The organism is Actinomadura citrea (assembly GCF_013409045.1).
Taxonomy (GTDB): domain Bacteria; phylum Actinomycetota; class Actinomycetes; order Streptosporangiales; family Streptosporangiaceae; genus Spirillospora; species Spirillospora citrea.
The window spans coordinates 4,435,464-4,461,173 of sequence record NZ_JACCBT010000001.1 but is presented as its reverse complement, the minus strand read 5'-3'; the positions used below and the strand labels follow the sequence as shown (position 1 = coordinate 4,461,173).

The 25,710-nt window shown below is 73.9% G+C and carries 24 protein-coding genes and 1 riboswitch; of the genes, 9 read left to right on the top strand and 15 right to left on the bottom strand.

Annotation, left to right across the window (positions count from 1 at the left end; translation table 11 throughout):
* Positions 1 to 144 precede the first annotated feature (144 nt).
* From BJ999_RS20800 to BJ999_RS20770, 7 genes are all read right to left on the bottom strand, one after another.
* Positions 145 to 615 carry a bifunctional nuclease family protein gene (locus BJ999_RS20800; protein ID WP_179834837.1) on the bottom strand — a complete coding sequence of 157 codons (471 nt, stop codon included), beginning with the start codon at positions 613 to 615 and terminating at the stop codon, positions 145 to 147.
* Between the two features lie 142 nt (positions 616 to 757).
* Positions 758 to 1,489 carry a transcriptional regulator FtsR gene (gene ftsR, locus BJ999_RS20795; protein ID WP_218935156.1) on the bottom strand — a complete coding sequence of 244 codons (732 nt, stop codon included), beginning with the start codon at positions 1,487 to 1,489 and terminating at the stop codon, positions 758 to 760.
* 39 nt (positions 1,490 to 1,528) lie between these two features.
* Positions 1,529 to 2,059, bottom strand: coding sequence for an FHA domain-containing protein (locus tag BJ999_RS20790; RefSeq protein ID WP_179834835.1), 531 nt, complete (start codon positions 2,057 to 2,059; stop codon positions 1,529 to 1,531).
* 311 nt (positions 2,060 to 2,370) lie between these two features.
* Positions 2,371 to 3,225, bottom strand: coding sequence for a DUF881 domain-containing protein (locus BJ999_RS20785; protein WP_179834834.1), 855 nt, complete (start codon positions 3,223 to 3,225; stop codon positions 2,371 to 2,373).
* Complete coding sequence (locus tag BJ999_RS20780; RefSeq protein WP_179834833.1) at positions 3,222 to 3,554, bottom strand: small basic family protein; 333 nt, start codon at positions 3,552 to 3,554, stop codon at positions 3,222 to 3,224. Before BJ999_RS20780 ends, BJ999_RS20785 begins: the two co-directional genes overlap by 4 nt.
* 22 nt (positions 3,555 to 3,576) lie before the next feature.
* Positions 3,577 to 4,500 (bottom strand): DUF881 domain-containing protein, encoded by a 924-nt coding sequence (locus BJ999_RS20775; protein WP_179834832.1) that lies wholly within the window; start codon positions 4,498 to 4,500, stop codon positions 3,577 to 3,579.
* An 85-nt stretch (positions 4,501 to 4,585) separates the two neighbouring features.
* Positions 4,586 to 5,221 (bottom strand): LysE family translocator, encoded by a 636-nt coding sequence (locus tag BJ999_RS20770; protein ID WP_179834831.1) that lies wholly within the window; start codon positions 5,219 to 5,221, stop codon positions 4,586 to 4,588.
* Positions 5,222 to 5,314: 93 nt separating this feature from the next.
* On the opposite strand from BJ999_RS20770, the gene BJ999_RS20765 reads away from it, so the two are divergent.
* The 3 genes from BJ999_RS20765 (at position 5,315) to BJ999_RS20755 (ending at position 9,841) form a co-directional block, all read left to right on the top strand.
* Positions 5,315 to 6,655: an aminotransferase-like domain-containing protein gene (locus tag BJ999_RS20765; RefSeq protein ID WP_179834830.1), complete on the top strand. Its 1,341-nt coding sequence runs from the start codon at positions 5,315 to 5,317 to the stop codon at positions 6,653 to 6,655.
* Between the two features lie 72 nt (positions 6,656 to 6,727).
* Entirely contained in the window at positions 6,728 to 8,320 is a 1,593-nt protein-coding gene (locus tag BJ999_RS20760) for an ABC transporter ATP-binding protein (protein WP_179834829.1), read from the top strand.
* Between the two features lie 141 nt (positions 8,321 to 8,461).
* Positions 8,462 to 9,841 carry an aminotransferase class V-fold PLP-dependent enzyme gene (locus BJ999_RS20755; RefSeq protein WP_229810575.1) on the top strand — a complete coding sequence of 460 codons (1,380 nt, stop codon included), beginning with the start codon at positions 8,462 to 8,464 and terminating at the stop codon, positions 9,839 to 9,841.
* A gap of 7 nt (positions 9,842 to 9,848) precedes the next feature.
* Here the strand turns inward: BJ999_RS20755 and BJ999_RS20750 are convergent, their stop codons facing one another.
* From BJ999_RS20750 to BJ999_RS20740, 3 genes are all read right to left on the bottom strand, one after another.
* Positions 9,849 to 12,347 carry a mannose-1-phosphate guanyltransferase gene (locus tag BJ999_RS20750; RefSeq protein ID WP_179834827.1) on the bottom strand — a complete coding sequence of 833 codons (2,499 nt, stop codon included), beginning with the start codon at positions 12,345 to 12,347 and terminating at the stop codon, positions 9,849 to 9,851.
* On the bottom strand, positions 12,344 to 13,027 hold the full coding sequence (gene clsA / locus BJ999_RS20745; RefSeq protein ID WP_229810576.1) for a cardiolipin synthase ClsA: 684 nt from the start codon (positions 13,025 to 13,027) through the stop codon (positions 12,344 to 12,346). Before clsA ends, BJ999_RS20750 begins: the two co-directional genes overlap by 4 nt.
* A 130-nt stretch (positions 13,028 to 13,157) precedes the next feature.
* Positions 13,158 to 14,324 carry a sensor histidine kinase gene (locus BJ999_RS20740; protein WP_179834826.1) on the bottom strand — a complete coding sequence of 389 codons (1,167 nt, stop codon included), beginning with the start codon at positions 14,322 to 14,324 and terminating at the stop codon, positions 13,158 to 13,160.
* 175 nt (positions 14,325 to 14,499) lie between these two features.
* Here BJ999_RS20740 and BJ999_RS20735 point away from each other — a divergent pair, with 175 nt between their 5' ends.
* The 3 genes from BJ999_RS20735 (at position 14,500) to BJ999_RS20725 (ending at position 18,213) form a co-directional block, all read left to right on the top strand.
* On the top strand, positions 14,500 to 15,495 hold the full coding sequence (locus tag BJ999_RS20735; RefSeq protein WP_179834825.1) for a hypothetical protein: 996 nt from the start codon (positions 14,500 to 14,502) through the stop codon (positions 15,493 to 15,495).
* A 50-nt stretch (positions 15,496 to 15,545) separates the two neighbouring features.
* Positions 15,546 to 15,659, top strand: a riboswitch (TPP riboswitch).
* On the top strand, positions 15,655 to 17,421 hold the full coding sequence (thiC, locus tag BJ999_RS20730) for a phosphomethylpyrimidine synthase ThiC (RefSeq protein WP_179834824.1): 1,767 nt from the start codon (positions 15,655 to 15,657) through the stop codon (positions 17,419 to 17,421). (Overlaps the previous riboswitch by 5 nt.)
* Before the next feature lie 210 nt (positions 17,422 to 17,631).
* Positions 17,632 to 18,213, top strand: coding sequence for a TetR/AcrR family transcriptional regulator (locus tag BJ999_RS20725; RefSeq protein ID WP_229810577.1), 582 nt, complete (start codon positions 17,632 to 17,634; stop codon positions 18,211 to 18,213).
* A 7-nt stretch (positions 18,214 to 18,220) separates the two neighbouring features.
* On the opposite strand, the gene BJ999_RS20720 is transcribed toward BJ999_RS20725, so the two are convergent.
* Together BJ999_RS20720 and BJ999_RS20715 are read right to left on the bottom strand one after the other, a co-directional pair.
* Positions 18,221 to 19,057 carry a metallophosphoesterase family protein gene (locus tag BJ999_RS20720; RefSeq protein ID WP_179834823.1) on the bottom strand — a complete coding sequence of 279 codons (837 nt, stop codon included), beginning with the start codon at positions 19,055 to 19,057 and terminating at the stop codon, positions 18,221 to 18,223.
* Positions 19,058 to 19,083: 26 nt separating this feature from the next.
* Entirely contained in the window at positions 19,084 to 19,461 is a 378-nt protein-coding gene (locus BJ999_RS20715) for a hypothetical protein (RefSeq protein WP_179834822.1), read from the bottom strand.
* Positions 19,462 to 19,713: 252 nt separating this feature from the next.
* Between BJ999_RS20715 and BJ999_RS20710 the strand changes: the two genes are divergently transcribed.
* Complete coding sequence (locus BJ999_RS20710; RefSeq protein WP_229810578.1) at positions 19,714 to 20,688, top strand: DUF1838 family protein; 975 nt, start codon at positions 19,714 to 19,716, stop codon at positions 20,686 to 20,688.
* A gap of 60 nt (positions 20,689 to 20,748) precedes the next feature.
* Here the strand turns inward: BJ999_RS20710 and BJ999_RS20705 are convergent, their stop codons facing one another.
* Positions 20,749 to 21,252 (bottom strand): anthrone oxygenase family protein, encoded by a 504-nt coding sequence (locus tag BJ999_RS20705; RefSeq protein WP_179834821.1) that lies wholly within the window; start codon positions 21,250 to 21,252, stop codon positions 20,749 to 20,751.
* A 17-nt stretch (positions 21,253 to 21,269) separates the two neighbouring features.
* Positions 21,270 to 22,118, bottom strand: coding sequence for an NAD(P)H-binding protein (locus BJ999_RS20700; RefSeq protein ID WP_179834820.1), 849 nt, complete (start codon positions 22,116 to 22,118; stop codon positions 21,270 to 21,272).
* Positions 22,119 to 22,200: 82 nt separating this feature from the next.
* Here BJ999_RS20700 and BJ999_RS20695 point away from each other — a divergent pair, with 82 nt between their 5' ends.
* Positions 22,201 to 23,142: an AraC family transcriptional regulator gene (locus BJ999_RS20695; RefSeq protein ID WP_179834819.1), complete on the top strand. Its 942-nt coding sequence runs from the start codon at positions 22,201 to 22,203 to the stop codon at positions 23,140 to 23,142.
* A 211-nt stretch (positions 23,143 to 23,353) separates the two neighbouring features.
* On the opposite strand, the gene BJ999_RS20690 is transcribed toward BJ999_RS20695, so the two are convergent.
* A complete protein-coding gene (locus BJ999_RS20690; RefSeq protein WP_179834818.1) occupies positions 23,354 to 24,685 on the bottom strand; it encodes a hypothetical protein in 1,332 nt (443 codons plus the stop codon).
* Positions 24,686 to 24,880: 195 nt separating this feature from the next.
* Between BJ999_RS20690 and BJ999_RS20685 the strand changes: the two genes are divergently transcribed.
* Positions 24,881 to 25,612 carry a GntR family transcriptional regulator gene (locus BJ999_RS20685; protein WP_276530300.1) on the top strand — a complete coding sequence of 244 codons (732 nt, stop codon included), beginning with the start codon at positions 24,881 to 24,883 and terminating at the stop codon, positions 25,610 to 25,612.
* Positions 25,613 to 25,710: the final 98 nt, after the last annotated feature.

Below are 25,710 nucleotides of genomic sequence, written 5' to 3'. Positions count from 1 at the left end.
GCACAGTCCATACCCCGATGGTTCCCCCGCAAAAACCGCCAGGTCCGGCGCAATGGGCGACCAATCGCCCCATGGCATGAACTCGCACTCCAGAGTGACATACGCCACAGGATTCACCCGCCCCCGGGGCGGGCGCGAGGCGGCCTAACCGGCGCGGCCGAAGTCCTCCGGAGTGATCGTGTCGAGGAACTCGCGGAACTTCTCGACCTCGTCCTCCTGCTCGTCGGGGATGGCCACGCCGGCCTCCTCCAGGACGTCCTCGCTGGCGAAGATCGTGGCTCCGGTGCGCAGGGCGAGGGCGATGGAGTCGGACGGGCGCGCGCTCACCTCGACGCCGTTGGAGAAGATGAGGTCGGCGAAGAAGATCCCTTCGCGCAGCGCGGTGATGTTGACCGTGCGGAGCTGGACGCTCAGGGCGTCGAGCACGTCGCGGAACAGGTCGTGGGTGAGGGGCCGGGCCGGCAGCACCCCCTGCTGGGCGAAGGCGATCGCGGTCGCTTCGACCGCCCCGATCCAGATGGGCAGGTAACGATCGCCCTCCGTCTCCTTCAACAGGACGATCGGCTGATTGGAGGGCATCTCGACCCGGACGCCGACGACCTCCATCTGCTTCACTGCGGCTCCCTGCTGGTTCTCGCTGTCTCGATCACCACGTGCAGCGGATCGATTCCTGACCGAACCATGTAGCCAACGTACACCCAGGCTCGGACAGCTCGCGGCGCACGGGGGGCGGCAAAATCCTCCACCGGCCGCGCGATCAGTGGTCGAGGCTCTCGCGCAGACCCGCGCCGACCAGCGCGGCGTGCAGCCGGACCGACAGCGCGGCGATCTCCCGCGCGGTCTCGGCGGCCTGCTCGTGCGCGCCGCGGCTGCGGCGGCGCAGCTGCGGCGCGACCATCTGCTCGATCAGGCCGACCTGCCGGTCGGCGGCGGCCTTGACGGCGCGCAGGTGCCGGACCTCGAAGCCGAACTCGCCGAGCGCGGCGGCCACGCGCGCGATGTTCAGCGCCTCGCCCTCGTAGTGGGCCCCGGTCCGGCGGACGAGGCCGTACTCCTCCAGGCGCGCGAGGAGGGCCTCGTCGATCCCGGCGCCGTCCAGGAGCTGCCGGCGGGTGAGCCGCACGGCGGGGTCCGGCGCGGTGGTGTCGGCGGCCACGAGCGTGCGGGGGCGCCGCCGGTCCGGCTCGGCCGGGCCGGGGGGGCGCGCACCGAGCGGCGGGACGCTCTCCCCGCGGTCGCGCGCCTCCAGGTGCTGCCTGATGACGCGCAGCGGCATGTAGTGGTCGCGCTGCGCGGTCAGGACGTACCGCAGGCGCTCGACGTCGGCCTCGCCGAACTTGCGGTAGCCGGAGGGGCTGCGCTCCGGCTCGACGAGCCCTTCGGACTCCAGGAAGCGGATCTTGGAGATGGTGATGTCGGGGAACTCGGGCCTGAGCAGCCCGAGGACGTCCCCGATCGTCATCGGGGACCGGGCCGGCTCCGCGCTCAAGGGCCCTCCCATCGTTCGCCGCGACCTCGCCGCGTTCCGTCAGCCGTGGGCCGGGTTGGTCAGGAACACCAGCCGGAACTTGCCGATCTGGACCTCGTCGCCGCCCGACAGCCCGGCCTGGTCGATCCGCTGCCGGTTGACGTAGGTGCCGTTGAGGCTGCCGGTGTCCCGGACGGAGAACGCGCCGCCCTGCCTCGCGAACTCGGCGTGCCGGCGGGAGACGGTGACGTCGTCCAGGAAGATGTCGCTCTCGGGGTGCCGTCCGGCGGACGTGCGGTCCTTGTCGAGCAGGAAGCGGCTGCCGGCGTTGGGCCCTCGCTTGACGACGAGCAGCGCGGTGCCCGGGGGGAGCGCCTCCATCGCCATCTGGTCGGGCCCGGCCGGCTCCTCGGCTCCGGCGTCGGTGTCCAGCGCCTCGAACCCCCCGATGGAGATCGTGGACGTGGACTCGCCCGGCGACTCCCGGGGAGGCGGTGGCGCCGAACTCCTCAGCGGAGTGCCGCAGTTCGAGCAGAAGCGGGCATCATCCGGGTTGGCGTGACCGCACTGCGTGCAGTAGACGCTCGGCATCGATCGGCTCGGCCTCCTACCATCGGCGTGCCGCCCGCGAGCCACCCGCCGTAGCGGGGGCCGCCTGCGCCACGCGCATCCTTCACCCAACCCACGCCGGGGACCCGCCCCCGACCACGGTCTCCAACTCACCGCCCCGCTCACGCGACGGTCGCCGCAACTTACGCGGGTATTACCCGAGGGGTCAACTGGAACGGTGAACCGGCTGCACCAAACTACATTCGTCGATGATCGCAGGTCCATGCCGCCGCGCGGACCGCCGCGATCACGACGTTGCGGCCCGGCGTCCGTTCACCGCCCCCCCGTTCCCTCTAGGGAGACCGTACCGCGCCGACGGCCACCTTCGCGCGCCGGGTGATCAGGACGCGGGCCCCGGCGCCCTCCAGCGTGCGGACCAGGCCCCCCGGGATGTTGAGCGCCGTCGTCATCGTGTGCGGGTCGCCGATCGCCAGGAACCGGTACGGGGCGGTGAGGAGCCTGCCGTCGGCGCGGACGCCGTCACGGTCGTCCAGAAAGTGGGTGTCGACGCCGGCGCGCACGTCACCGACCTGGATGACCTCGGCCCCGGCGTCGCGGAGCTCCTCCAGGGCGTCCAGCAGGTTGAGGGCCCGCACGCCGCGGCCGGGGTCGTCGATGCGCAGCTCGATGCCGGGGCCCTCGGCCGGGAGCGTGCCCGCCAGCAGGCCGTAGGTGGTCGCCCGCTCGCGCGCCTCCTCCAGGGCCGTCCCGCCCTCGGCGTCGCGCTCCAGCCGGGCCTTCGTCTCCTCCAGGTCGCGCAGGTCGCCCCTCAGCCGCTCGGAGCGCTGGCCCAGGTCCGCCAGGATGCCGACGAGCTCGTCCTGCCGCGCGGTGGCGAACGTGGTGTCGCGCTCGGTCGAGCGCACCTGGGCGGCGACCGCGAACCCCAGCACGAGGCACAGGAGCCCGCCGACGAGCTGTCCCGGGCTGACGCGCGGGCGCAGCAGATCGGCGAGGGCGCGCAACCCTCCGGGCTCCGGCGGATCCCGCTCCTCCCCGGGAGCCGGCTCCTTCTCGGGATCCTGCGCCTCCCCGGGAGCCGGCTCGTCCCCGGGAGCCTGCTCGTCCTCCAGGACCCGCTCGTCCTCCAGGACCCGCTCGTCGTCCGGTGCGGGCGCGTCGCGCCGGGTGACCTCACCGCCGGTCATGCGCCGAACAGCTTCCGCCGGATGGCCGCCGCGTTGGAGAAGATCCGGATGCCGAGGACGACCACGACGCCGGTGGACAGCTGCGAGCCGACGCCGAGCTTGTCCCCGAGGAAGACGATCAGCGCGGCGATCACCGTGTTGCTGACGAAGGAGACCGTGAAGACCTTCTCGTCGAAGATCCCCTCCAGCCGGGCCCGGACGCCGCCGAACATGGCGTCGAGCGCCGCCACGATCGCGATCGGCAGGTAGGGCTGGAGCCAGAGCGGGACGTCCGGCTGGATCAGGAAGCCCAGCGTGACGCCGACCACGAGCCCGATCAGCGCGATCATCGCCGGTTCCCCCCTCCCCCGCTCATCCGCCGTCCCCCTCGCGGGGGACGGCGTACCGCAGCCGGACCGCGCCGGCGGCGGGCAGCCGAACCTGGCCCGAGCGGCGCGTGCCGTACCTGATCCCGAACCGGTCGCGCAGCGCCGCGAGCCGCCGGTCCGCGGGCGAACCGGCGAAGGCGGCCCGCAGCCGCCCGGCGTCGCCGAGCGCCGTGACCTCGTAGGGTCCGCCGAGCGGCCGGTAGTCGACCATGATCGCCTCACCGGCGGCGCGGATCGCGGTGGTCGGGGTGAGCCGCTGGCCGTTGACTCCGATGGCCCGCGCGCCCGCCGCCCACAGCCCGTTCACCAGGACCTGGAGGTCCTGATCATAGACCCGGCCGCCGTCGGCGGCGTGGCCCGGCGCGGCCGGGGCGCCGCGCGGGGCGTCGTCCAGCGTGACCACGAGGCCCTCGCCGGCGACGGGGGTGGCGGCCGCCGCGGCGCCCGCCGCGGCCACGTCCCGCCGGACGCGGCGGCCCTCGGCGCTGCGGGCCAGCGCGGCGGCCCGGCGGCGCTCGGTGTCGGCCCGCAGCCGGACGAGCCGGCGCTGCAGGGCGTCGGTCTCGGCGGTGCGGGCGCGGATCTGGCCGACGAGTTCGGAGTGCCGCTCGGCGGCCACCGGTTCGCTGCGGTGGACCTCGACGCCGGCGACGGCGGCCAGCGCCCCGGTCAGGGCGAGGACGAGCAGGACGCCCGCGCCCCGGAGCCGTCCCGGCCGCGGCGCGGCCCGGCCGGAGGCGGCCCGCCGCGCCGCGGCCTCGGCGTAGCCCGGGTCGAGGTGCTTGCCGGCGAACAGGTCGGCGAGCAGCGACATGGAGGCGTCGGGGCGCCGGACGGGCGGCCGCGCCCGGTCCCCGGGCCGCCCGGCCTGCTCCCGCCTATCGGGCTCGTCCTGGCGTGCGATCACCGGCCCATCATGGCAAGGACCGGTACATCGGCGCGGGCCGCGTCCCCCGGAGGCCCGGGGCGTGCCGGGTCCGGGCGCGGGTGCCTCAGGCGGTCGCGGGGCGCAGGCCGATGTGGACGGCGAGGGCGGCCAGCACCGAGCCCATCAGGTAGCGCTGGGCGCGCCGCCAGCCGGGCCTGCGCGCGAGGAAGGCGGCGATGGAGCCGACGCCGAGCACGATGAGGGCGTTGACGGTGACGGCGATCACGACCTGGACGGCGCCGAGCAGCAGGATCTGGAGGGCGACGTGCCCGCGCCCGGGGTCGGCGAACTGCGGCAGCAGCGACACGTACAAGACGGCGATCTTGGGGTTGAGCAGGTTGGTGACCAGCCCCATGGCGAACAGCCGGCGCGGCGGGTCGGCGGGCAGGTCCGCGGGCGCGAAGGCGGTGGTGCCGCCCGGCCGCAGCGTCTGCCACGCCAGCCACAGCAGGTAGCCGGCGCCGGCCAGCTTGATCGCCGTGTAGAGGGGCGGCACGAGCGTGAAGACGGTGGTGAGGCCCGCGGTGGCGGCCGCGACGTAGACGAGGAACCCCGCGGCGACGCCGCAGAGTGATATCAGCCCGGCGCGGCGGCCCTGCGTCACCGACCGCGACACCAGGTAGATCATGTTAGGCCCCGGGGTGAGGACGAGGCCGAGGGCGAAGAGGGCGATGGCCGCGACGGCCCCGTACGAGATCATTGCGCTCCAGTCGACTCGAAGTTCTCCAAGAGTAGAAGTCGCGCTATCCTCGGTGCAATAAGAACATTGTTCTCGGTGCAATGCGGGGTTCACATGGACGACTTCCGGCGGGTCGCGGACGAGCTGGCCGCCGACATCGCGGCGGGCCGGCTGCGCCCGGGCGAGCGGCTGCCGCCGCAGCGCGCCTTCGCCCGGCGCCGCGGCATCGCGGGCTCCACGGCCAACCGCGTGTACCGGGAACTGGCGAGGCGCGGCCTGGTGGTGGGCGAGGTCGGGCGCGGGACCTTCGTCCGCGCGGGCGAGCGCCCGCCGGGGCCCGCGCTCGCCGAGCCCTCCGCCGCGCGCGTCGACCTGGAGCTGAACCACCCCGTGGTGCCCGAGCAGAGCGCCCTGCTCGCCGAGGGGCTGGAGCGCCTTCGCCGCCCGGACGTCCTGGACGCCGCGCTCGGGCCCGCGGGGGTCGCGGGGACCGCCGCCGCCCGCGAGGCCGCGGCGGCGCTGCTCGCCTCGCCCGGCCTGCGGCCCGCCCCCTCCGAGGTGCTGTTCGCGGGGAACGGCCGGCAGGCCATCGCGGCCGCCGTGGCGGCGCTGGTGCCGGCGGGCGGCCGGCTCGGCGTCGAGGCGCTCACCTATCCGGTGATCAAGGGGATCGCGGCCCGGCTCGGCGTGACGCCGGTCCCGATCGCGATGGACGAGCACGGGCTGCGTCCGGACGCGCTCGCCGACGCCCACCGCGCCGCCCCGCTCGGCGGCGTCTACGTCCAGCCGACGCTGCACAACCCCTGCGGCACCACGATGCCGGAGGGGCGCCGCGCCGAGCTGGCCGGCGCGCTGGAGCGGCTCGGCCTCCATGCCGTGGAGGACCGCGTCTGGGCGTTCCTCCCGGGCGGCGGGCCGGAGCCGCTGGCGGCGCACGCCCCGCATCGCACCGTGCTGGTCGACAGCCTCTCCAAGCGCCTGGCGCCAGGTCTGAGCCTCGGCTTCGTCGTCCCGCCCGCGGCGCTCGCCGGACGCGTCGCCACCGCGCTGCGCTCCGGCGCCTGGGGCCCGCATGGGTTCGCGCTGGAGGCGGCCGCGGGCTGGATCGCCGACGGGACGGTCGACAAGGTCGTGCGCGCCAAGCGCGCCGACGCCGCGGCCCGCCAGCGGATCGCGGCCCGGTGCCTGGAGGGCGCGGCCGTCCGGTCCGATCCCTGCTCGTACTTCTGCTGGTGGGAGCTGCCCCAGCGGTGGCGGGCCGAGACGTTCGTGGCGGCGGCCGCCCGGCGCGGCATCGCCGTCACCCCGGCCGCCGCCTTCGTCGTTGGCGGTGCCGCCGCCCCGCGCGCCGTCCGCTTCGGCCTGGCCTCCCCGCCGCCGGACGTCCTCTCGCGCGCCCTGCGGACCCTCGCCGGGATCGCCGCCGGGGACCCTGACGACGACGCCCCCGACTGACCGGTTCCGGCGGCTGGACGCGCACCGGAAGATCGTCCATCGTCGGGGTGGGGTCGCCCGGCGGGAGGACAGATGATCGAGGTCCGCGAGGTGGGGCAGCGAACGGCCGGGGGACGACGGACGCTGCGGGAGGTGTCGCTGGCGATCGGCGCCGGGGAGCTGGTGGCGATCATCGGCGGCAGCGGGGCGGGCAAGACCACCCTGCTGGACGCCATCGCGGGCGTCCGGCCGCCCGCCGAGGGCGAGGTCAGGTACGACGGCGGCGCGGGGGGCCCGGCCGCGGGCTCGCTGGGCTACGTGCCGCAGGACGACATCGTGCACCTGGAGATGCCGCTGCGGCGCACGCTGCGTTACGCGGCGGGGCTGAGGCTGCCCGCGGGGACGCCTCCCGAGCGCGCCGAACGCGCCGTGGACGGCGTCCTGGAGGCGCTCGCGCTGACCGCCCGGGCGGGGCAGCGCGTCGGGTCGCTGAGCGGTGGCGAGCGCAAGCGGGCCAGCATCGCGGTCGAGCTGCTGACGCGGCCGCGCGTGTTCTTCCTGGACGAGCCCACGTCCGGCCTCGACCCGGCGACCGCGGCCGACCTGATGCGGCTGCTGCGCGGGCTCGCGGACTCGGGGACGACGGTGGTGATCACCACGCACCATCCGCCGGACGTCCTGGTGTGCGACCGGGTGGCCGTCCTCGCCGGGGACGGGCGGCTGGCCTTCTACGGCGAGCCCGGCGAGGCGCGCGAGCGATTCCGGGCGGACCGGATCGAGGACATCTACCTGCGGCTGGCCGAGGTGGAGGCGCACGAGTGGGCGGGCCGGTTCGGCGCGCCCCCGGCGCCGGCGACCGGCCCGGCGATCGGCGCGTTCCGGCAGTGGGCCCTGCTCACCCGGCGCAGCCTGGACCTGCTCACCCGCAACCGGCTCACCCTCGCGGTGCTGCTCGGGTCGCCGCTCATGGTGATGGCGATGTTCGCGGTCCTGTTCCGGCCCGGGGCGTTCTCGCCGGGGTCCCCCAGCCCCGCCGCGACGGTGATGATCCTTTTCTGGATCGCGTTCGGCGGGTTCTTCTTCGGCCTGACCTACGGGCTGCTGCAGATCTGCAACGAGCTGCCCGTACTGCGGAGGGAACGGCTCACCGGGCTGCGGGTCGCACCGTACGTCCTGGCGAAGGCGGCCGTCCTGCTGCCGCTGCTGGCCCTGGTGGACGCGCTGATGCTCGGTGTCCTGCGGGCGCTGGACCGGCTGCCCGCGATGGGGTGGAGCACGTACGGGGAGCTGTTCGTCACGCTGCTGCTGTGCTCGCTGGCGGCGCTGGCGCTGGGCCTTCTGGTGTCGGCGGCGGTCACCGACCCGGCCCAGGCCACGATGGCGCTGCCGATGCTCTGCTTTCCGCAGGTGCTGTTCGTGGGCGCGATCCTGCCCGTCCCGGTGATGGCGGCGCCCGGACGGTGGCTCAGCTGCGGCATGTCCAACCGGTGGGCGTTCGAGGGGCTCGGGCACAGCCTCGGGGTGGAGCGGCTCTGGGCGACCGGGCGCTCGCCGCTGGGCCCGCCCCTGCTCGACTCCTACGGTGACACGTTCTCGCGGTCGCCGGCCGTGGACTGGGCGCTGCTGGGCGGGTTCACGGCGCTGTTCCTCGCGGGAGCCTGCCTGGTCCTCACCCGGAGGACATGAAACCCCTTCCCTGTAGGCCATTCAAGGCCACCACGGCGCTCTTGCATCGTCCCAGCCGATTCTGGACCGTTTAGTGAGGGATGCGGCTTTTGCGCACGGGGGTGCATGGTGAGCGCTTCGCCCGGTTTTGATGTCGACCTCATGCCCGGCTACGCGGAGACGCGGCGGCTGGACGAGCTGCGTGCCACCGAGTACGCCTACCTGGACGCGCAGACGTACCTGGACTACACCGGCTCGGGCGTCGCCGCCGCCGCGCAGATCCGCGCCCACGCCGAGCGCCTCTCCGGGCACTGCTACGGCAACCCCCACTCGGAGAACCCCACCTCCAGCGCCTCCACGGCACTCGTCGAGCGGGCCCGGCGGGCGGTCCTGGCGTTCTTCAACGCCTCCCCCGAGGAGTACGCCGTGGTGTTCACGCAGAACGCCACCGGCGCGTGCCGCCTCGTCGGGGAGGCCTACCCGTTCGGGCGCGGCGGCCGGCTCGTCCTCACCGGCGACAACCACAACTCGGTGAACGGGATCAGGGAGTTCGCGAGGGCGCGCGGCGCCGAGGTCGCCCACGTGCCCGCCGGCGGTCCCGACCTGCGGGTCCGCGAGGCCGAACTCGCCGCGGCGCTGGGCGACGGCGGCGGCCTCCTGGCCTTCCCCGCGCAGAGCAACTTCAGCGGGGTCCGGCATCCGCTGAGCTGGATCGACCTCGCCCACGCGCACGGCCACGACGTGCTGCTGGACGCGGCCGCCCTCGCGCCCGCCTGCCGCCTCGACCTGAGCCGGGTCCGGCCCGACTTCGTCCCGGTGAGCTGGTACAAGGTGTTCGGCTACCCGACCGGCGTGGGCAGCCTGGTCGCCCGCTGGGAGGCGCTGGCCCGGCTGCGCCGACCCTGGTTCGCCGGCGGGACCATCCAGGCGGTCAGCGCGCTCGGCGGCTGGCACGTGCTCGCGCCCGACGAGACCGCGTTCGAGGACGGCACCCTGAACTTCCTGTCCATCCCGGACGTGGAGTTCGGCATCCACTGGATCGAGGACATCGGCCTGGACCTCGTCCAACGCCGCGTCGGGTGCCTGACCTCGCTGCTCCTGCGCCGCCTCGCGGGCCTGCGCCACGCCGACGGCTCCCCCCTCGTCCGGGTGTACGGGCCGGAGGGCGTCGACGGCCGGGGCGGCACCGTCGCGTTCAACGTGCTCGACCGCCGCGGCGCCGTCGTGGACGAGCGGATCGTGGCCCGCGACACCGCCGCCGCCGGCATCTCGATCCGGACCGGCTGCTTCTGCAACCCCGGCGCGGGCGAGGGCGCGTTCGGGATCTCCGAGCACGCCCTGCGCCGGACCGCGAACCTGCGGATGCGGACGCTCGACGACTATCTGGGCGTGCTCGGGCTGCCGACCGGTGGCGCGGTCAGGGCTTCCCTCGGCCTCGTCTCGAACATCGCCGACGTGGAGCACCTCATCGCGTTCCTCGGCGCCCAGTACGCCGACCGGGAACCCGACGGGGCGGGCCTCAGGCCCCGCGACCGCTGCTGAGGTCCGTTCAGGAGCCCGCGCGCTCCACGACCGCGGCCCACTCCGCCAGGAGCGCCTGCGCGGCGTCGGCGTCCGGACCCTCGGCCCACAGGTGCGTCACCGCCTCCGCGGGGTCGGGCAGCACGAGGACCCAGCGGCCGTCGCCCTCCACCACGCGCACGCCGTCGGTGGTGTCGAGCGTCCGGGTGCCCGCCGCCTCCACGACGTGGCGCATCACGCCGCCCTTCGCGGCCCACGGCGTCGGGACGGAGCGGCGCAGCAGGTGCGCGTCCGGGATGCGGCGGTCGATCTGCGACAGCGTCAGCCGCGTCCGCGCGACCAGGCCGACCAGCCGGACGAACGCCGCGATCCCGTCCACGGTGCCGCTGAACTCGGGCATCAGGAACCCGCCGCGCCCGTCGCCCGCGAAGACCACGCTCGGCTGGGCGGCCGCCTTGGTCAGCACGTCCTGGGACGTGGAGGTCCACTCGACCTGCACGCCGTGGAACCGGCACACCTGCTCGGCGACCCGCGTCGTCGTCACCGGCAGCGCCACCTTGCCGCCGCGCCGCTCGGCCGCGACCAGGTCCAGCATCACCAGCAGGGCCCGGTCGTCGCCCACCAGCTCGCCGTTCTCGTCCACCAGGGAGATCCGCTCCCCCACCGGGTCGAACCGGACGCCGAACGCGGCCCGCGACGAGGACACCAGCTCGCCGAGCCGCTCCAGGTCGCGCATCCGCTCGGCGAGCGTCTCGGTCGGGTTGGCCTCGTCCAGGCCCACGTTGCGGGTGAGGACCTCCACGCCGACCTTCCCGAGCAGGTTCGGCAGCACGAGCGAGGCCACCCCGCCCGCGCAGTCCAGGACGATCTTCAGCCCCGCCTCGCGGACGCCGCGGATGTCGACGCGGCGCAGCAGGTCGCGGGTGTAGGTCTCCACGACGCGCGGCGGGTAGGTCAGCTCGGCGATCTCGCCGGGGAAGGCGCGGCGGTACTCCTGCCGGCCGAAGACGCGCTCCAGCTTGCGCTGCGCGCCCTGGGACAGGTCGGCGCCGTCCGGGTCCAGGAACAGGATGTCGACGCCCTGCGGGTCGCCGAGGGTGGTGCGGATGTAGATCCCGCCGACGCTGTCCTCGCGGCCGGTCTCGAACCGGGCGACGGTCAGCGGCGTCGCCTCCAGGTCCTGGACGTTGATGGCGCTCGCGGTGAGAGCGCTGTTCACGGCGCGTTTCAGGGTGCGGGCCGCACGCGAGACGTCCCGTCCGGTGACGACGGTCGTGCCCTTCTTCAGCGTCGTCGCGTAGGCGGAGGCGAGCCGTACCGCCAGCTCGGGGGTGATCTCCACGTTGACGAGGCCGGACACCCCCCGCGGCCCGAACAGGTTGCGCTGCCCCCGCGACTCCCAGATCACGCTGGTGTTGACGACGGCGCCGGCCTCGATGGTCTTGAACGGGTACACCTTCACGCCGCTGGACACGTACGCCTCGGCCTCGATGACGCACTCGTCCCCGATGACGGCGCCCTCCTCCACGCGGGCCCCGGCCATGATGTCGGTGTTCTTGCCGACGACGCAGCCCCGCAGGTTCGTGGACGGCGCGACGAACACGTTGTCGTGGACGATGGCGCGGTGCAGGAACGCGCCCTCCTTGACGACGACGTTGCTGCCGAGCACGGTGAACTCGCGCAGCTCGACGCCCGCCTCGACCTTCGCGTAGTCGCCGATGTAGAGCGGCCCCTTGAGGACGGCCTCGGCGTCCACCTCCGCGCCCTCGGCGACCCACACGCCCGGCGACATCTCGAAGCCGTCCAGGTCGATGCCGACCAGCCCGGACAGCATGTCCGCCTGGGCCTTGAGGTAGCTCTCGTGCGTGCCGACGTCCTCCCAGTAGCAGTCGGCCACGTACCCGAACAGGCGGGCGCCCTCGGCGAGCAGCTTCGGGAAGACGTCCCCGGACCAGTCGACCGGCTCGCCCTCCGCGACGTGCTCCAGCACCTCCGGCTCCATCACGTAGATGCCGGTGTTGACGGTGTCGGAGAACACCTGGCCCCAGGTGGGCTTCTCCAGGAACCGCTGCACGCGGCCCGCGTCGTCCACGATGATGATCCCGAACTCCAGGGGGTTCGGGACGCGCTTGAGCCCGATGGTGACGAGGGCGTCGTTCTCCTCGTGGAACCGCACCATGTCGGTCAGGTCGATGTCGGTGAGCGCGTCCCCCGAGATCACCAGGAAGCGGTCGTCGCGCAGCGCCTCCTCGGCGTTCTTGACGCTGCCGGCGGTGCCGAGCGGGACCTCCTCGGTCGCGTAGCTCAGCGACATGCCGAGCTCCTCGCCGTCGCCGAAGTAGTTGCGGATCAGCGCGGCCAGGAACTGGACGGTGACGACGGTCTCGCCGAACCCGTGCTTCTTCAGCAGCCGCAGCACGTGCTCCATGATCGGCCGGTTGACGAGCGGCAGCAGCGGCTTCGGCTGGTTGGCGGTCATCGGACGCAGCCGCGTCCCCTCGCCTCCCGCCATCACGACGGCCTTCATCGGGGGGTCTCAGCTCCCTTCTGGTCGCCGGCCGGCGGTTCCGCGCCCGGATCGCCCGTCCTGGACGCGGGGCCCGGCCCGGAGGCCGGGGGCGGTGAGGCGCGGCCGGCCAGCAGCAGTTGCCGCGTCTGCACCCAGTAGAGGACGGCCGCCCACCAGTACAGGGCGGTCCCCCAGCCGGCGAAGGCCCATCCGACGACCCGCGCCGCGGTGCCCGCGCCGCCGTCGTGGTCGCCGAGCAGCAGCAGCGGGAAGGAGTACAGCAGGCACATCGTCGCCGCCTTGCCGATGAAGTGCACGGGCAGCGTGCCGCCGTATCCGAGCCGCCGCACGATCGGCGCGATCGGCAGGATCGCCACCTCGCGGGCGACGAGCGCGAGCACCAGCCACAGCGGGATGATGTCGCGGATGGTGAGCCCGACGAGCGTGGCCAGGATGTAGAGGCGGTCGGCGGCCGGGTCGAGGACCATGCCGAGCTTGCTCGTCTGGTTGAACGCCCGCGCCAGCTTCCCGTCCAGCCAGTCCGACAGGCCCGCGAACACCAGCAGGCCGAGCGCCCACCAGTCCGCCTCGATCAGGACGAGCCACAGGAACAGCGGGACGCCCAGGAGCCGGGCGAGGCTCAGGACGTTCGGCGCCGTCAAGATCCGGTCCTGCGGGGCCTCCTGCAAAGTGCTCACCGACGTTGCCTCCCCTGGTCCCCTTGATCCTGACCCTATCCGTAAGGGGTGGAAAGCCCCCCGGCGGTCTCCGCGTCGGAGTCGGGAGGTTCCCGGCTAACGGGTGCCACCGGATTCCGCCGGGCGCACGTCACGCCTGGCGCGGGGCGACGGCGTCCACGAGCGGGAGGAAGGCGGTGACGACGAACCCGCCGGACTCGCCCGGACCCGCGTCCAACGTCCCGCCCACGCTGCGCGCCCGCTCGATCATTCCGAGGATCCCGAACCCCTCGGGCGGTCCGCCGGACGGCCCCCCGCCGTCGTCGGCGACCCGGACGACGAGCCCCCCGCCGTCGCGTGCCAGGCTCACCGTCGCGCGCTTCGCATCGGCGTGCTTGACAACGTTGGTCAGGGCCTCCTGGACGATCCGGTACGCGGCGACCCCCGTCTCCGGGGGCAGCGTCCCGACGTCCCCGTCCCGCAGGTCGATGTCGATCCCGCTGCTGCGCGCCGCGTCCACGAGGCCGGCGACGGCGCGGGGCCCCGGCAGCGTCCCGGGGGTGCCGACGTCGGTGCCGCGCAGGACCTGGAGCGTGCCGCGCAGCTCGGTCCGCGCGTCCCGGCACGTCGAGGCGATGGAGGCGAGCGCGTCGGCCAGCTCCTCCCGGTCGAGCGGCCGGTCCCCGCGCGCGAGGTGGGCCGCGGCGCCGGCCTGCACGCCGATCAGGGTGATGCTGTGGGCGAGGAGGTCGTGCAGGTCGCGGGCGATCCGCAGGCGCTCCTCGGCGACCCGCCGCCGCGCCTCCTCCTCCCGCGTGCGCTCGGCCCGCTCGGCCCGCTCGGTGATCGTCGCGAGCCGCGCCCGGTGCACCCGCCACACCTGGACGGCGATGACGACCGACACCACGGCCTCGATGACCGCGATCTGCTCGCGCAGGGAGCCGCCCCCCGCCCGCATCGCCATGCCGACCACGCAGACGCCGAGCAGGGACGCGACGACGCCGAGGACGATCCGCACCCGGCGCCCGAGCACCGCGTAGGCGAACAGCGCGATCACCTCGGCGGGCACCAGCGCGTGGTGCTGGTACTGCGCCAGGTGGTAGGGCAGCACCAGGGCCACCAGCGCCAGCAGGCCCGGGGCCGGCCACCGCCGGAACACCGCGAGCGGGACGTGCGCCGCCACCAGCAGCAGCACGCCCGGCGCGTCCAGTGCCCGGACGCCCGGCCACAGCACGGCGGCGGCCGCCGCCGCCCCCGCGAGCGCCGACGCCGCCAGGACGTCCCTCACCGTCACATCGCCCCGGGGCACCGTCACCACGCGCCCATTCTCCCCCACTCGCGTGATCCGCGCACCGCGGCCCGCGCCCACGCGAATGATCTTTCCCGGCGGCGCCTGCGGGGCCGGAGGCCCGCCCTATAGTTCTGCAGACCCCGTCACGAAGGGCTGACAGTTGTCCGTCCCCCCGCCTGCTGTCCCCTCGCCCGGACTCCGGATGACGCTCGGCGCGCGAGCCTACCGATGGCCGTTCCGCGCCCTTCTCGCCGCGCTCGCGGCCGGCGCGGCCCTCGTCCTGGCGACCCGCCCCGGCACCGGAATCCTCGATCCGGACAAGGCCCGCCAGATCCTGCCGCCCTGCGGCGGCGGCTGCCTGCTCGCCGCCCTCGCCGCCGTCCTCTGGGCGGCCCGGCTCCACCGGACCCGCCTCATCGTGAGCATCGGCGAGAAGGGGGTGGTCCTCCGCCGCGGCAGGCGGGAGGCGGCCGTCCCGGCCGGAGCCGTGGACGCGGTAGGGATCAGGTGGCCCGTCGGCGACCCGGTTTGGACGCTCTGGCTCGACCCGGAGCAGGCGCCGGTCGCCGCGGCCGTCGCCGAGGTCGAGGGGAATGCGGTGGCGCTGCTCGCCGGCGGGTCGCTCCCGTCCGGATGGCTCCCGGCCGTCCGGACCGCGACCACGGGCATCCTCGGCGCCGCCTGGCGCGTCGTCGACGATGAGGGCGAGGAGGTGCCGCCGCCCGCGGACGGCGCCCTGGCCCAGGCCCGCCACCTGGTCGTGGACGGCAGGGGCCGGTACCGCGACCGGCGCGGCGGCGCGGTCCTCGCCGTGGCCTGCGGCCGGCGCGGCGGGCGGACCATCGTGCTGTGCGACCCCCACGCCGCCGCGCTGCTGGTGTTCCGGGGCCCGTCCTGGCTGCCGGGCCGCGACCGCGTGCGCGTCCTCGACGCGGACGGCCGCCCCCTCGGATTCGTGCGCGGCCGGCGCGAGCCGTCCTTCCACACCGCCGGCGGGATGCTCCTCGGCAGCACCCGCGCGACCGGCGACGGCCACGTCGTCACCGGCATCGACGGCCGGCACTCGGCCACGCTGCGCATCGGCGACGGCGACGGCGCTGAGGCCCGGATGGAGTTGGAGCGGTCGCCGTCCGCCCCGGACCCCCTCCGCACCCTGGCCCTCGCCCTGCCCGTCGCGATCCGCGCGGGCGCGTTCTAGCCCATGGACGGCGGTTGCGGCAAGCGGGGCCGCGCGGGTTAACGTCGTGGGCGACAGATCGCGGGGGCCCGGCGTACCGGGCTGAGATAGCGGCTGGGACGGCCGCTGACCGCATGAACCTGACCGGGTAATGCCGGCGTAGGGAGAGATCGAGTCGTCATGACCGAACCTGTGGTTCCAGCTGCCCGCAAGACCTACCTCCAGGGCTCGCGCCCGGAGATCCGGGTCCCGATGCGGGAGGTGCCGCTGACCAACGGCGACGTCGTCGTCCTGTACGACACGTCCGGGCCGTCCACCGATCCCGAGCAGGAGACCGACGTGCGCAGGGGGCTGCCGCCGCTGCGGGAGTCCTGGATCGCCGAGCGCGGCGACACCGCCCCCTACCAGGGCCGGGCGGCGCGCCCCGAGGACGACGGGCGCCGGTCGTCGGCCCCTGCCGTCCCCGCGGGCGGGGGAGGCCGCCTCCCCCAGGCCGACGGCGAGGGCGTCCTGCCGCGCCGGCCGCGGCGCGCCACCGGCGGCGCGGTGACGCAGCGCGCCTACGCGCGGCGCGGGGAGATCACGCCGGAGATGGAGTTCGCCGCGCTTCGCGAGGGCGTGGCCCCGGAGTTCGTCCGGGACGCGCTGGCCGCCGGCCGCGCGGTGCTGCCCGCCAACGTCAACCATCCCGAGATCGAGCCGATGGTCATCGGGCGCGACTTCCTGGTCAAGGTCAACGCCAACATCGGCAACTCGGCCGTCGCGTCCTCGATCGAGGACGAGGTCGAGAAGATGACGTGGGCGACCCGCTGGGGCGCCGACACGATCATGGACCTGTCGACCGGCCGCGACATCCACACCACGCGCGAGTGGATCCTGCGCAACTCGCCCGTGCCGGTCGGGACCGTCCCGCTGTACCAGGCGGTGGAGAAGGTCGGCGGCGACCCGGCGGAACTCACCTACGAGGTCTTCCGCGACACCGTGATCGAGCAGGCGGAGCAGGGCGTGGACTACATGACCGTCCACGCCGGGGTGCTGCTGTCCTACGTGCCGCTGACGGCACGGCGCAAGACGGGGATCGTGTCGCGGGGCGGATCGATCATGGCGGCCTGGTGCCTGGCGCACCACGAGGAGAACTTCCTCTACACCCGTTTCGAGGAGCTCTGCGAGATCTTCGCCGCCTACGACGTGACCTGGTCGCTCGGGGACGGGCTGCGTCCCGGCTCCGTCGCGGACGCCAACGACGAGGCCCAGTTCGCCGAGCTGCGCACCCAGGGCGACCTGACGCGGATCGCGGCGCGGTTCGGCAACCAGGTGATGAACGAGGGTCCCGGGCACGTCCCGATGCACAAGATCAAGGAGAACGTGGACCTGCAGCAGGAGTGGTGCGACGGCGCGCCGTTCTACACGCTCGGGCCGCTGACCACCGACATCGCGCCCGGCTACGACCACATCACCTCGGCGATCGGCGCCGCGATGATCGGCTGGCACGGCACCGCGATGCTCTGCTACGTCACGCCGAAGGAGCATCTCGGGCTGCCGGACCGCGAGGACGTCAAGGCCGGCGTGATCGCCTACAAGATCGCCGCGCACGCCGCCGATCTCGCCAAGGGCCATCCGGGCGCGCAGGCGTGGGACGACGCGCTGTCGGAGGCGCGGTTCGACTTCCGCTGGGAGGACCAGTTCAACCTGTCCCTGGACCCCGGCACCGCCCGCGCGTTCCATGACGCGACTCTGCCGGCGGCGCCGGCGAAGACCGCGCACTTCTGCTCGATGTGCGGCCCGCACTTCTGCTCCATGAAGATCACGCGGGACGTGCGGCGGTTCGCGGCCGAGCGCGGCCTCGCCGACGGGGAGGCCCTCGCCGCAGGGATGCGGGAGAAGGCCGAGGAGTTCAGGGCCGCCGGCGGCCGGGTGAACCTCCCGATCTCGTCCGCCGACGCCTGACCGGCCGCAACACCACAGGAACGCCGGGAAGAGCGCAGGGCCCGCCGCGCACCGTGCGCGGCGGGCCCGGTCCGTGTCCGGGCGCGTCCGGCGCGTCCGGGCGCAGGCCGGGGCAACGGCGCGGATAGGATCGAGGGACCGTTCCAAAAGCCGCGGATCCTCCCGATCGCCGCAGGCCCGTTCCACCCCCGGGAAGGATCGACGACCCACGTGACCAGCGACGACACGCCGAAGGCGCGCCCGGTGCGGGCCGACGTGCGCCGCAACCGCGCGCGGCTGCTCGCCGCGGCGCGGGAGACCTTCCAGCGCCAGGGGGCGGGCGCCTCGCTCGAAGGCGTCGCGCGGCTCGCGGGTGTCGGCATCGGCACGCTCTACCGCCACTTCCCCACCCGCCAGGACCTCCTGGAGGCCCTGCTCGCCGACGTCTACACGGGGCTGGCCTCGGCCGCCCGCGACCTGCTGGACTCCCCCTCCCCCGACGAGGCCCTGCTGGCCTGGCTGCGGACGTTCGTCTCGGAGATCACCGCGTTCCCCGGCATGGCGGCCTCGGCGATGGTGTCGCTGCGCGACCCCCGGCTCGACCCCTCCGGCTCCCGCGCGGCGATGTCCGAGGCGGGCGAGGCGCTGCTCGCCCGCGCGCAGCGCGCCGGGGACGCGCCCGCCGACGCGGCGTTCGGCGACGTGCTGAGGCTGGCGGGCGCGATCGCGACGGTCGCCGAGCGGGACCCGGACGCCGCCGCCCGGCTGCTGGCGCTCGCCGCCACCGGCGTGGCGCCGGGCGCGGCCCGCTAGGACCCGGTCAGTCCGTCTCGGGGGCGGGCAGGACGCGGCGGGGGCCGCGCGGCGCGTCGGCCCGCCGGCGCCACTCGCGCGGGTACCCGACCGACACCTCGATGTGCGGGACGCCGCCGGTCCAGATCGTCCGGGGAATGTGCAGGTGCCCGTAGACGACGGACACCGCGCCGAACCGGCTGTGCCAGTCGGCGGTGCGCTCGGTGCCGCACCACTGGGCGAACTCGGGGTACCAGAGGACGCGGGTGGGCTCGCGGACGAGCGGCCAGTGGTTGACGAGCACGGTCCGCGTCCCCGGCTCCAGGTCGGACAGGCGCCGCTCGGTGTAGGCGATCCTGGCGTCGCACCAGGCGTCCCGGCCGGGATACGGGTCGGGGTGCAGGTAGACCTCGTCAGTGCAGACGACGCCGGCCTCGTGCGCGGCCTTGAGGGCCTCTTCCTTGCTGGACGCCCCGTCCGGCCGGAACGTGTAGTCGTACAGGATGAACAGCGGCGCCACCGTGACGGCGCCGTCCGGGCCGTCCCAGACGGGATAGGGGTCCTCAGGGGTCAGCACGCCCAGGCCGCGGCACATGTCGACGAGCCGGCGGTAGCGGGCCTCGCCGCGCAACTGAACGGGGTCGCCCTTGACGGTCCACAGTTCGTGGTTGCCTGGCACCCACACCACCGTGGCGAAGCGCTCGCCGAGGGTGCGCAGCGTCCACTCGACGTCGGCGAAGCGCTCGCCGACGTCGCCCGCCACGATCAGCCAGTCGTCCTCGGACGCGGGCCGCAGGCCCTCGACGAACGCGCGGTTCTCCGGGAACCCCACGTGCAGGTCGCTGATCGCGTAGACGCCGCCCATCCCGCGATCGTAAGCCCCACCGCCGCTCAGCCGTCGCCGGCGGGAAGGGTGAACAGGCGGATGTGGACGGGACGCGCGCCCGGCGGCGCGTCCTCCCGGCGGTGCGCGTGCTCGTGCGGCAGGCGGATGTAGGCCTCGAAGAACTCGGCCAGGCCCTCCTCGGTCATGTGGGCGAACCCGCGGGACGGCAGCGCCCGGGCCCGCTCCCGCTCGTGGGCCGCGGGAAGTCCGGCGAACAGCTCCATGTCCTCGGCGTGGCCGATGCGCATGAGCTCGGCCAGGACCGGCCGGTCCTCGGGCGGGAGGGAGTCCGGGGGGGCGTCCGGACGTCGCGGAGCCCCTCGGCCCGGCGCCACCAGCGCTCGCGACCGCCCGGCCGCTCCCGGATCTCCTCGATGAATCACGGTGGCCCCGCCTCACCAGGCGCACGCCGGCACCGAGCTGGCCCCCCTGGCGTGGTGGGAGTCGCGGTGGGTGCACCTCGTGGCGGACGTCCCCCGCGGCGCGCGCGTGCGGCTCGGGCTGCTCCTGGCCGCCGGCGCGGTCTTCGTCCCGTGGGGATCCACTGGGGCGTGCTGCTCCCATGAGCGTGACTCGGCGGGCAGGGGCTGCTTGCATGGCGGCGACCCCCATCACCCTTCACCCAGGGAGCCCCGATGCGACGCCGAATGACGGCCGCGCTCGCCGGCGCGGCCGCCGCGTGCCTGCTGTGGTCGGTGCCGGGCGCGGCAGCCGCCCGCCCTGCCTACGGCCCGTCCGCCCCCGGCCCGCTGTACGCGCAGGTCAAGGACCGTGACACCCGGCTGCAACTGCAGGTGCTCGGGCGCCCGGACGGCCGGGACATGCTGTACCGGATCTCGGGCTTCGTGTACGTGGACGCACCGGGCGACACCCTGGCGCCGGCACTGCGGCACGGGACGAGGCTGTTCGGGTTCGAGGGCTACAACGTCCGGCGCCTGTACCGCGAACCGGGCACGAACAGGCTGTACCAGCTCAGCCGCGAGATCGTCTTCTACACCGACCCGCAGGACCCGGCGAGAGTGCTGCGGGAATGGCGCAACCCGCTGGACGGCAGGACCTATCCGCTGGTCCCGGTGAACAACGACGACGTCGATTTCGGCCCGTTCCCGATCACGCCGGAGTTCAGGCTCGGGCCGCTGAAGGACGTCCAGCGCACGCTCGCCCAGGTGTCGGACATTCCGCCTCGCACGGACCTGAAGGCGCTGACCGGGGACGATTTCGGGCTCCCCGGTGGGATCTACACCGCGTGGGAGATGTTCGACTTCTACCTCGGGAAGCGGGAGGCCGCGCGCCGTGCGCACGGCGTCCCGAAGGGCGCGATGGAGGTGACCAGCAGCTGGACGCGGTCCAGCCCGTTCATCCCGTCGATGTGCATCGCGGACAGGGACGTGCGCGCCCGGCTGACGTTCCACGCCCGGAGCTGGACCCTCGATTCCTGGGACGAGCTGGAGCCCTGGCTGAAGGCCGAGGTCCAGCGGGACCACCCGCTCTACCGGAAGGCCCCCGAGGCGCCTGCGCGGTCGGAGACCTCCTGGACGTCGTTCTACCGCAAGCAGCTCGACAACGGCGCCCTCACATGGGCGGAGTGGTGCGCGAAGAACGGCCGGTAGAGGCAGAGGGAACGAGGCCCGTGCTCCGGAAAGGGGCACGGGCCTCGCGGATCCGCCAGGTCAGTTGTTCTTGCCCCAGACGTAGACGGCCAGGCTCATGGCGAGGAGGCTCGCCCAGCTGAACACCGCGCGGACGGTGTTCCACGCCGTCCAGCGGCCGGAGTAGTCCGACCAGATCCTCGCCGCCTCGGAGACGTCCTTCGGGATCGTGACGCCGTCCAGGTCGTTGTTCATCGGGATGTTCACCGCGAAGCTGGGGAGGAGCGCGCCCACGAAGTACAGGCCGGCCGCGGCGAAGAAGAGCAGGGCCGCCGACTTCTGGTCCAGGGTGAGCAGCAGGATCCCCGCCGCCGCCGCCAGCACCGGAACCAGGAGGAACATCGCCACGAAGACCGGGTTCTGGATCCGCTGGTTGATGCCCTGCATGGCGTCGATCGCCGAGGCGGGCCGCGCCGCGTTCAACCCGGGCATCACGCCGGTGGAGAAGCCGAAGAACGTTCCGGCCATCCCGGCCGCCATGATGATCGAGAGGGTCGCCGAGACGCCCGCGAGAGAGAATTTCATGATGTCCGATCCTCGGGTCAGTGGTTCCAGATGCCGCTGGCGGCGGTCGCGTCCGCGTACGCGGAGAAGTCGCGCGGCGGGCGGCCGAGGGCCCGCTCGACGCCGTCGGCGGGCCGGGCGTTGCGGCCGTCCAGCACGGTCGTGAACAGGTAGGTCAGCAGGCCGATGACGTCCTCGGGCACACCGTGCCCCCGGAGGGCCGCCGCGTTGTCGTCCGCGCTGACGGGAACGAAGGCGATCTCGCGTCCGGCGGCACGGCCGATCTCGGCGACCGCCTCGGCGAACGTGAGCGCCCGGGGGCCGGTCACCTCGTACACCTCGCCGGCGTGCCCGTCCCGGGTGAGCGCCTCGACGGCCACGTCCGCGATGTCGTCGGCGTCCACGAACGGCTCCGGGACATCGCCCGCCGGGAGGACGACCTCGCCGGCCCGCACGGGGTCGAGCAGGTAGTCCTCACTGAAGTTCTGCGCGAACCAGCTCGACCGCACGACCGTCCAGACCAGGCCCGACTCCTGGACGATCCGCTCGCACTCCTGAGCCTCGGGCTCGCCCCGCCCCGACAGCAGGACCACGCGCCGCACGCCCGCGCCCGCCGCCGCACCTGTGAACGCGCGGATGGCGTCGGGGGCGCCGGGCACGGCCAGGTCGGGGTAGTAGGAGAGGTAGACGTTCTCGACGTTCCGCAGGACGGGCGCCCAGGTGGACTCGTCCTCCCAGTCGAAGGGCGGCGAGGCCGACCGCGAGCCCATCCGGACCGGGACGTCCCGGGCCTCCAGCCGCTCGACGACGCGGCGGCCGGTCTTGCCGGTCCCGCCGAGGACGAGGGTGAGGCCGCTCTCGATGATGTCGGATTCGCTGTTCGTCATGCCCTTGAGTCAACAGGCAGGCGGTTCTGGCCACCATCGTTGAGAAGCTCGCCCGCATACGCGAGCGTCTACGCTGGCCCCCATGGACGCCCTGGCCGAACTCCTCGACGGTCCGCGCGCGCGGGGAGCGTTCATGCTGCGCTCGACCCTCGCGCCGCCCTGGTCGCTCCGGATCCAGGACGAGGCGCCGCTGACCCTGCTCTCCATGGTCAGGGACGAGGCGTGGCTGGTCCCGGACGAGGGCGATCCGCAGCGCGTCGGCCCAGGCGACATGGTCATCTTCCGGGGGCCGGACCCCTACACCGTCAGCGACGACCCGGCGACCGCGCCGCAGATCGTCATCCATCCGGGGCAGCTCTGCACCACCCCGGACGGCACGAGCCTCTCGGAGGCCATGGACCTCGGCGTCCGCGCCTGGGGCAACGACCCGGACGGGCCGGCGGTCATGCTGGTCGGCACCTACCAGATGCGCGGCGCCGTCACGCAGCGGCTGCTGGCCGCGCTGCCCCCGATGGCGGTCGTCCGCGGCGACACGTGGAGGTCGCCGCTCGTCGCCGTGCTGCAGGAGGAGATCGGCAAGGACGAGCCCGGCCAGGACGTCGTCCTCGACCGGCTCCTCGACCTGCTGCTCATCGCGACCCTGCGCGCCTGGTTCTCCCGCTCGGACGCCGCCGCGCCCGGCTGGTACCGCGCCCACGGCGACCCGGTCGTCGGTCCAGCGCTGCGGCTCCTGCACGACGACCTCGCGCACCCCTGGACGGTCGCGGACCTCGCGGCCGGGGTCGGGGTGTCGCGCGCGGCGCTCGCGCAGCGGTTCGCGAAGCTGATCGGCGAGCCGCCCATGTCCTACCTCACCGGCCTCCGCCTCGCGCAGGCCGCCGATCTGCTGCGCGAGACGGACGCGACCCTGGAGGCCGTCGCCCGCAGGGTCGGCTACGGCAACGCCTTCGCGCTGAGCACGGCCTTCAAGCGCGAGCACGGCGTCAGCCCGCAGGAGTACCGCACCGGGGCGGCGACGGCCTGACCGGCCGGTTCACTCCTCCCGGCGCAGTGTCGGCTCGGCGCGCACGACGGTGTCGTCGGCGGCCTGGGGGATGAAGGGGATCACGATCGCGTAGTCGGCGAGGACGGCTCGGGCGCCCTGCCTGGCGCGGTCTGCCGGGTCACGGGCCCCCTTGGGCGAGGCCAGGGAACGTTCTCACGGACCCTGGCCCGCACCACCGACATCCGGTCCGCTATCGCGGAACGTACAGCCGGATGTCGTCCACCTGCGCCGATCCCTCGTAGAAGTTCATGTGCGGGTCACCGATCATGAACCGGTCCGGGTAGGCGGATCCGGCCGGCCAGGTGTCGCGGTCGACCAGGGTGCCGCCCGGGCCCGTCCAGGTCCAGTCGGCGTTGAACCGGCCGTCGTACTCGCCGGGCTTCTGGTTGTAGTGCCAGATCGGCTCGCCGTCCTGGACGAACGAGCGCGTGTAGCGCAATGTCGCCCTGCCGACATGCGCGAAGACCCCGGACATCTCCATCGTGTAGGCGCCGCCGCGGCGCTCGACCGCGAACGTGTACGGCTCCGCCGGCAGCAGCTCGGGCTTCAGGTCGACGGTCGAGACGATGGCGCCGCCCTTGCGCAGCCCGCACTCGCTCTCCATCAGGTACTCGGTGCCCGGCATCGTCGGGTAGCGGCGGTCGTCGGTCATGAAGATCGCGTTGACGCCGTTGCCCGTCCCGGCGGAGTACGGCTCGTACTGCCCGGTCGCCGGGTCGCAGTACAGCAGGCCCTTGCCGGTGTACCGGTACCGGTTGTATCCGTCCATGGCGACCTTGCGATGGCCGTGGACGAACACGTTGTTGTGCGGCGCGACCCGCGGGTAGTCCATGATCGACATGTAGTAGAAGCCGTTGGAGTCGGTCCGGACGTCGGCCCACTCGCACTCGGGCCGGGTGTAGTCGCCGCCCGAGGCCCAGGGGAAGTTGGTCTTGCAGCCCGCCGGCGAGTAGCCGTTGACCCTGCCGTCCGGATAGTCCCAGGAACCGTTCCGCTGGCCGCCGAAGTCCAGGCCGCGCAGCGTCATCTCCACCCGGTACTCGGCGGGCAGGTCGCGGGTCGAGCGGATGACGACGCCCGCCTGGTGGGCCGGCTCGTCCAGCCGGGCCACGCCCTTGCGGGAGGTGAGCGTGGGCGGCGCGTCCGGCCGGCCGTCCCCGTCGGCGTCGCGGGCGGCCAGCTCGGCGGTGAGCCAGCCGCGCTTCCCGAAGGTGAACGACTTGCGGTAGGTCCTCATCTTCGCCAGCTGCTGCCGGAACGCCGGGCCGCCCATCGTGTCGAAGTAGGCGCCGTCGTTGTCGTACATGTCGACGTTGTACGGACTGGACGGACCGTCACCGTCCGGCTTCCAGGGGGCCTTCGCGTCGTCGATGTGCCGGTCGAACGGCTCGGAGGCGACCAGCCTCCAGCCGTCCCCCGTCCCCGGCCGGCCCGGGTCCGCCTGGGCCGGCGCCGCGCCGAGCGCCGCCGGCATGAGCATCGGCAGGGCCAGCGCCACTGCGCCGCGCACGAGCTTCCTCATCTGGCCGCCTTCCTCGCCGCGGCGAGCGCGGCGTTGACACGGTCGGGATCGGCACCGTCTGCCGATCTGCCGAGACGCTAGTTCGGGCCCTCCGGTCGTGACCACGGCAAACATCGCCAAAGTGGTATTGACCAGTCGCCATAATGGGACATACCGTGTGCGACGACAGGAATCGCGTCAAAGGAGGTGACAGGCGTGCCATCCGCCGGTGAGGCCCGGACCGCGAGCACGAAACGGCAGACGGTGCGCCGGGAGCTGCTCGCGATGCTGGACGGCATGGACGTCGGGGACGCGCTGCCGTCCGAGCGCCGGCTGGCCGAGGAGCTCGGCGTCTCGCGGCCGACGCTGCGCCAGGCCATCGACGGGCTCGTCGCCGAGGGCCTGCTCGACCGGCGCCACGGCAGCGGGACCTACCTGGCGGAACCCCGGATCGCCGTGTCGCTGACCATGACCTCGTTCACCGAGGACATGATCAGGCGCGGGATGAAGCCGGGCGGCAGGGTGCTGTCGTTCCGCACCGAGACCGCGGGGGCGCGGATCGGCCGCCGGCTGGCCCTGTCGCCCGTCGAAGAGGTATTTACCATTCGGCGGCTCCGGCTGGCCGACGAGGCCCCCATGGCCATCGAGACCCTCTACCTTCCGCGGGCGCTGATGCCGGACCTGCGGCGGAGCGACCTGGAAGGGCGCTCGTTCTACGACCTGCTCCGGGGCAACGGCGTCGTGATCGCCTCGGGCACCGAGACCATCGAGCCGACCGTCACCACCGCCGAGGAGGCCGCCGAGCTCGGCGTCCCGGTGCACATGCCGGCGTTCCTGTTCGAGCGGATCACCAGGGACGCGGGCGGCCGGCCGCTGGAGTACGTCCGGTCCCTCTACCGCGGCGACCGGTACCGGCTGGAACTGGACCTGCGACCACCGAGCCACTGACCGCCCGCCCGGGGCGCCGCGTCCCGGGCGCATGATCGTCCGTCCGCGCTGACGGGGGCGACAGCGCACCACCCATCCCCCGAGATGTGAGGCGAGTT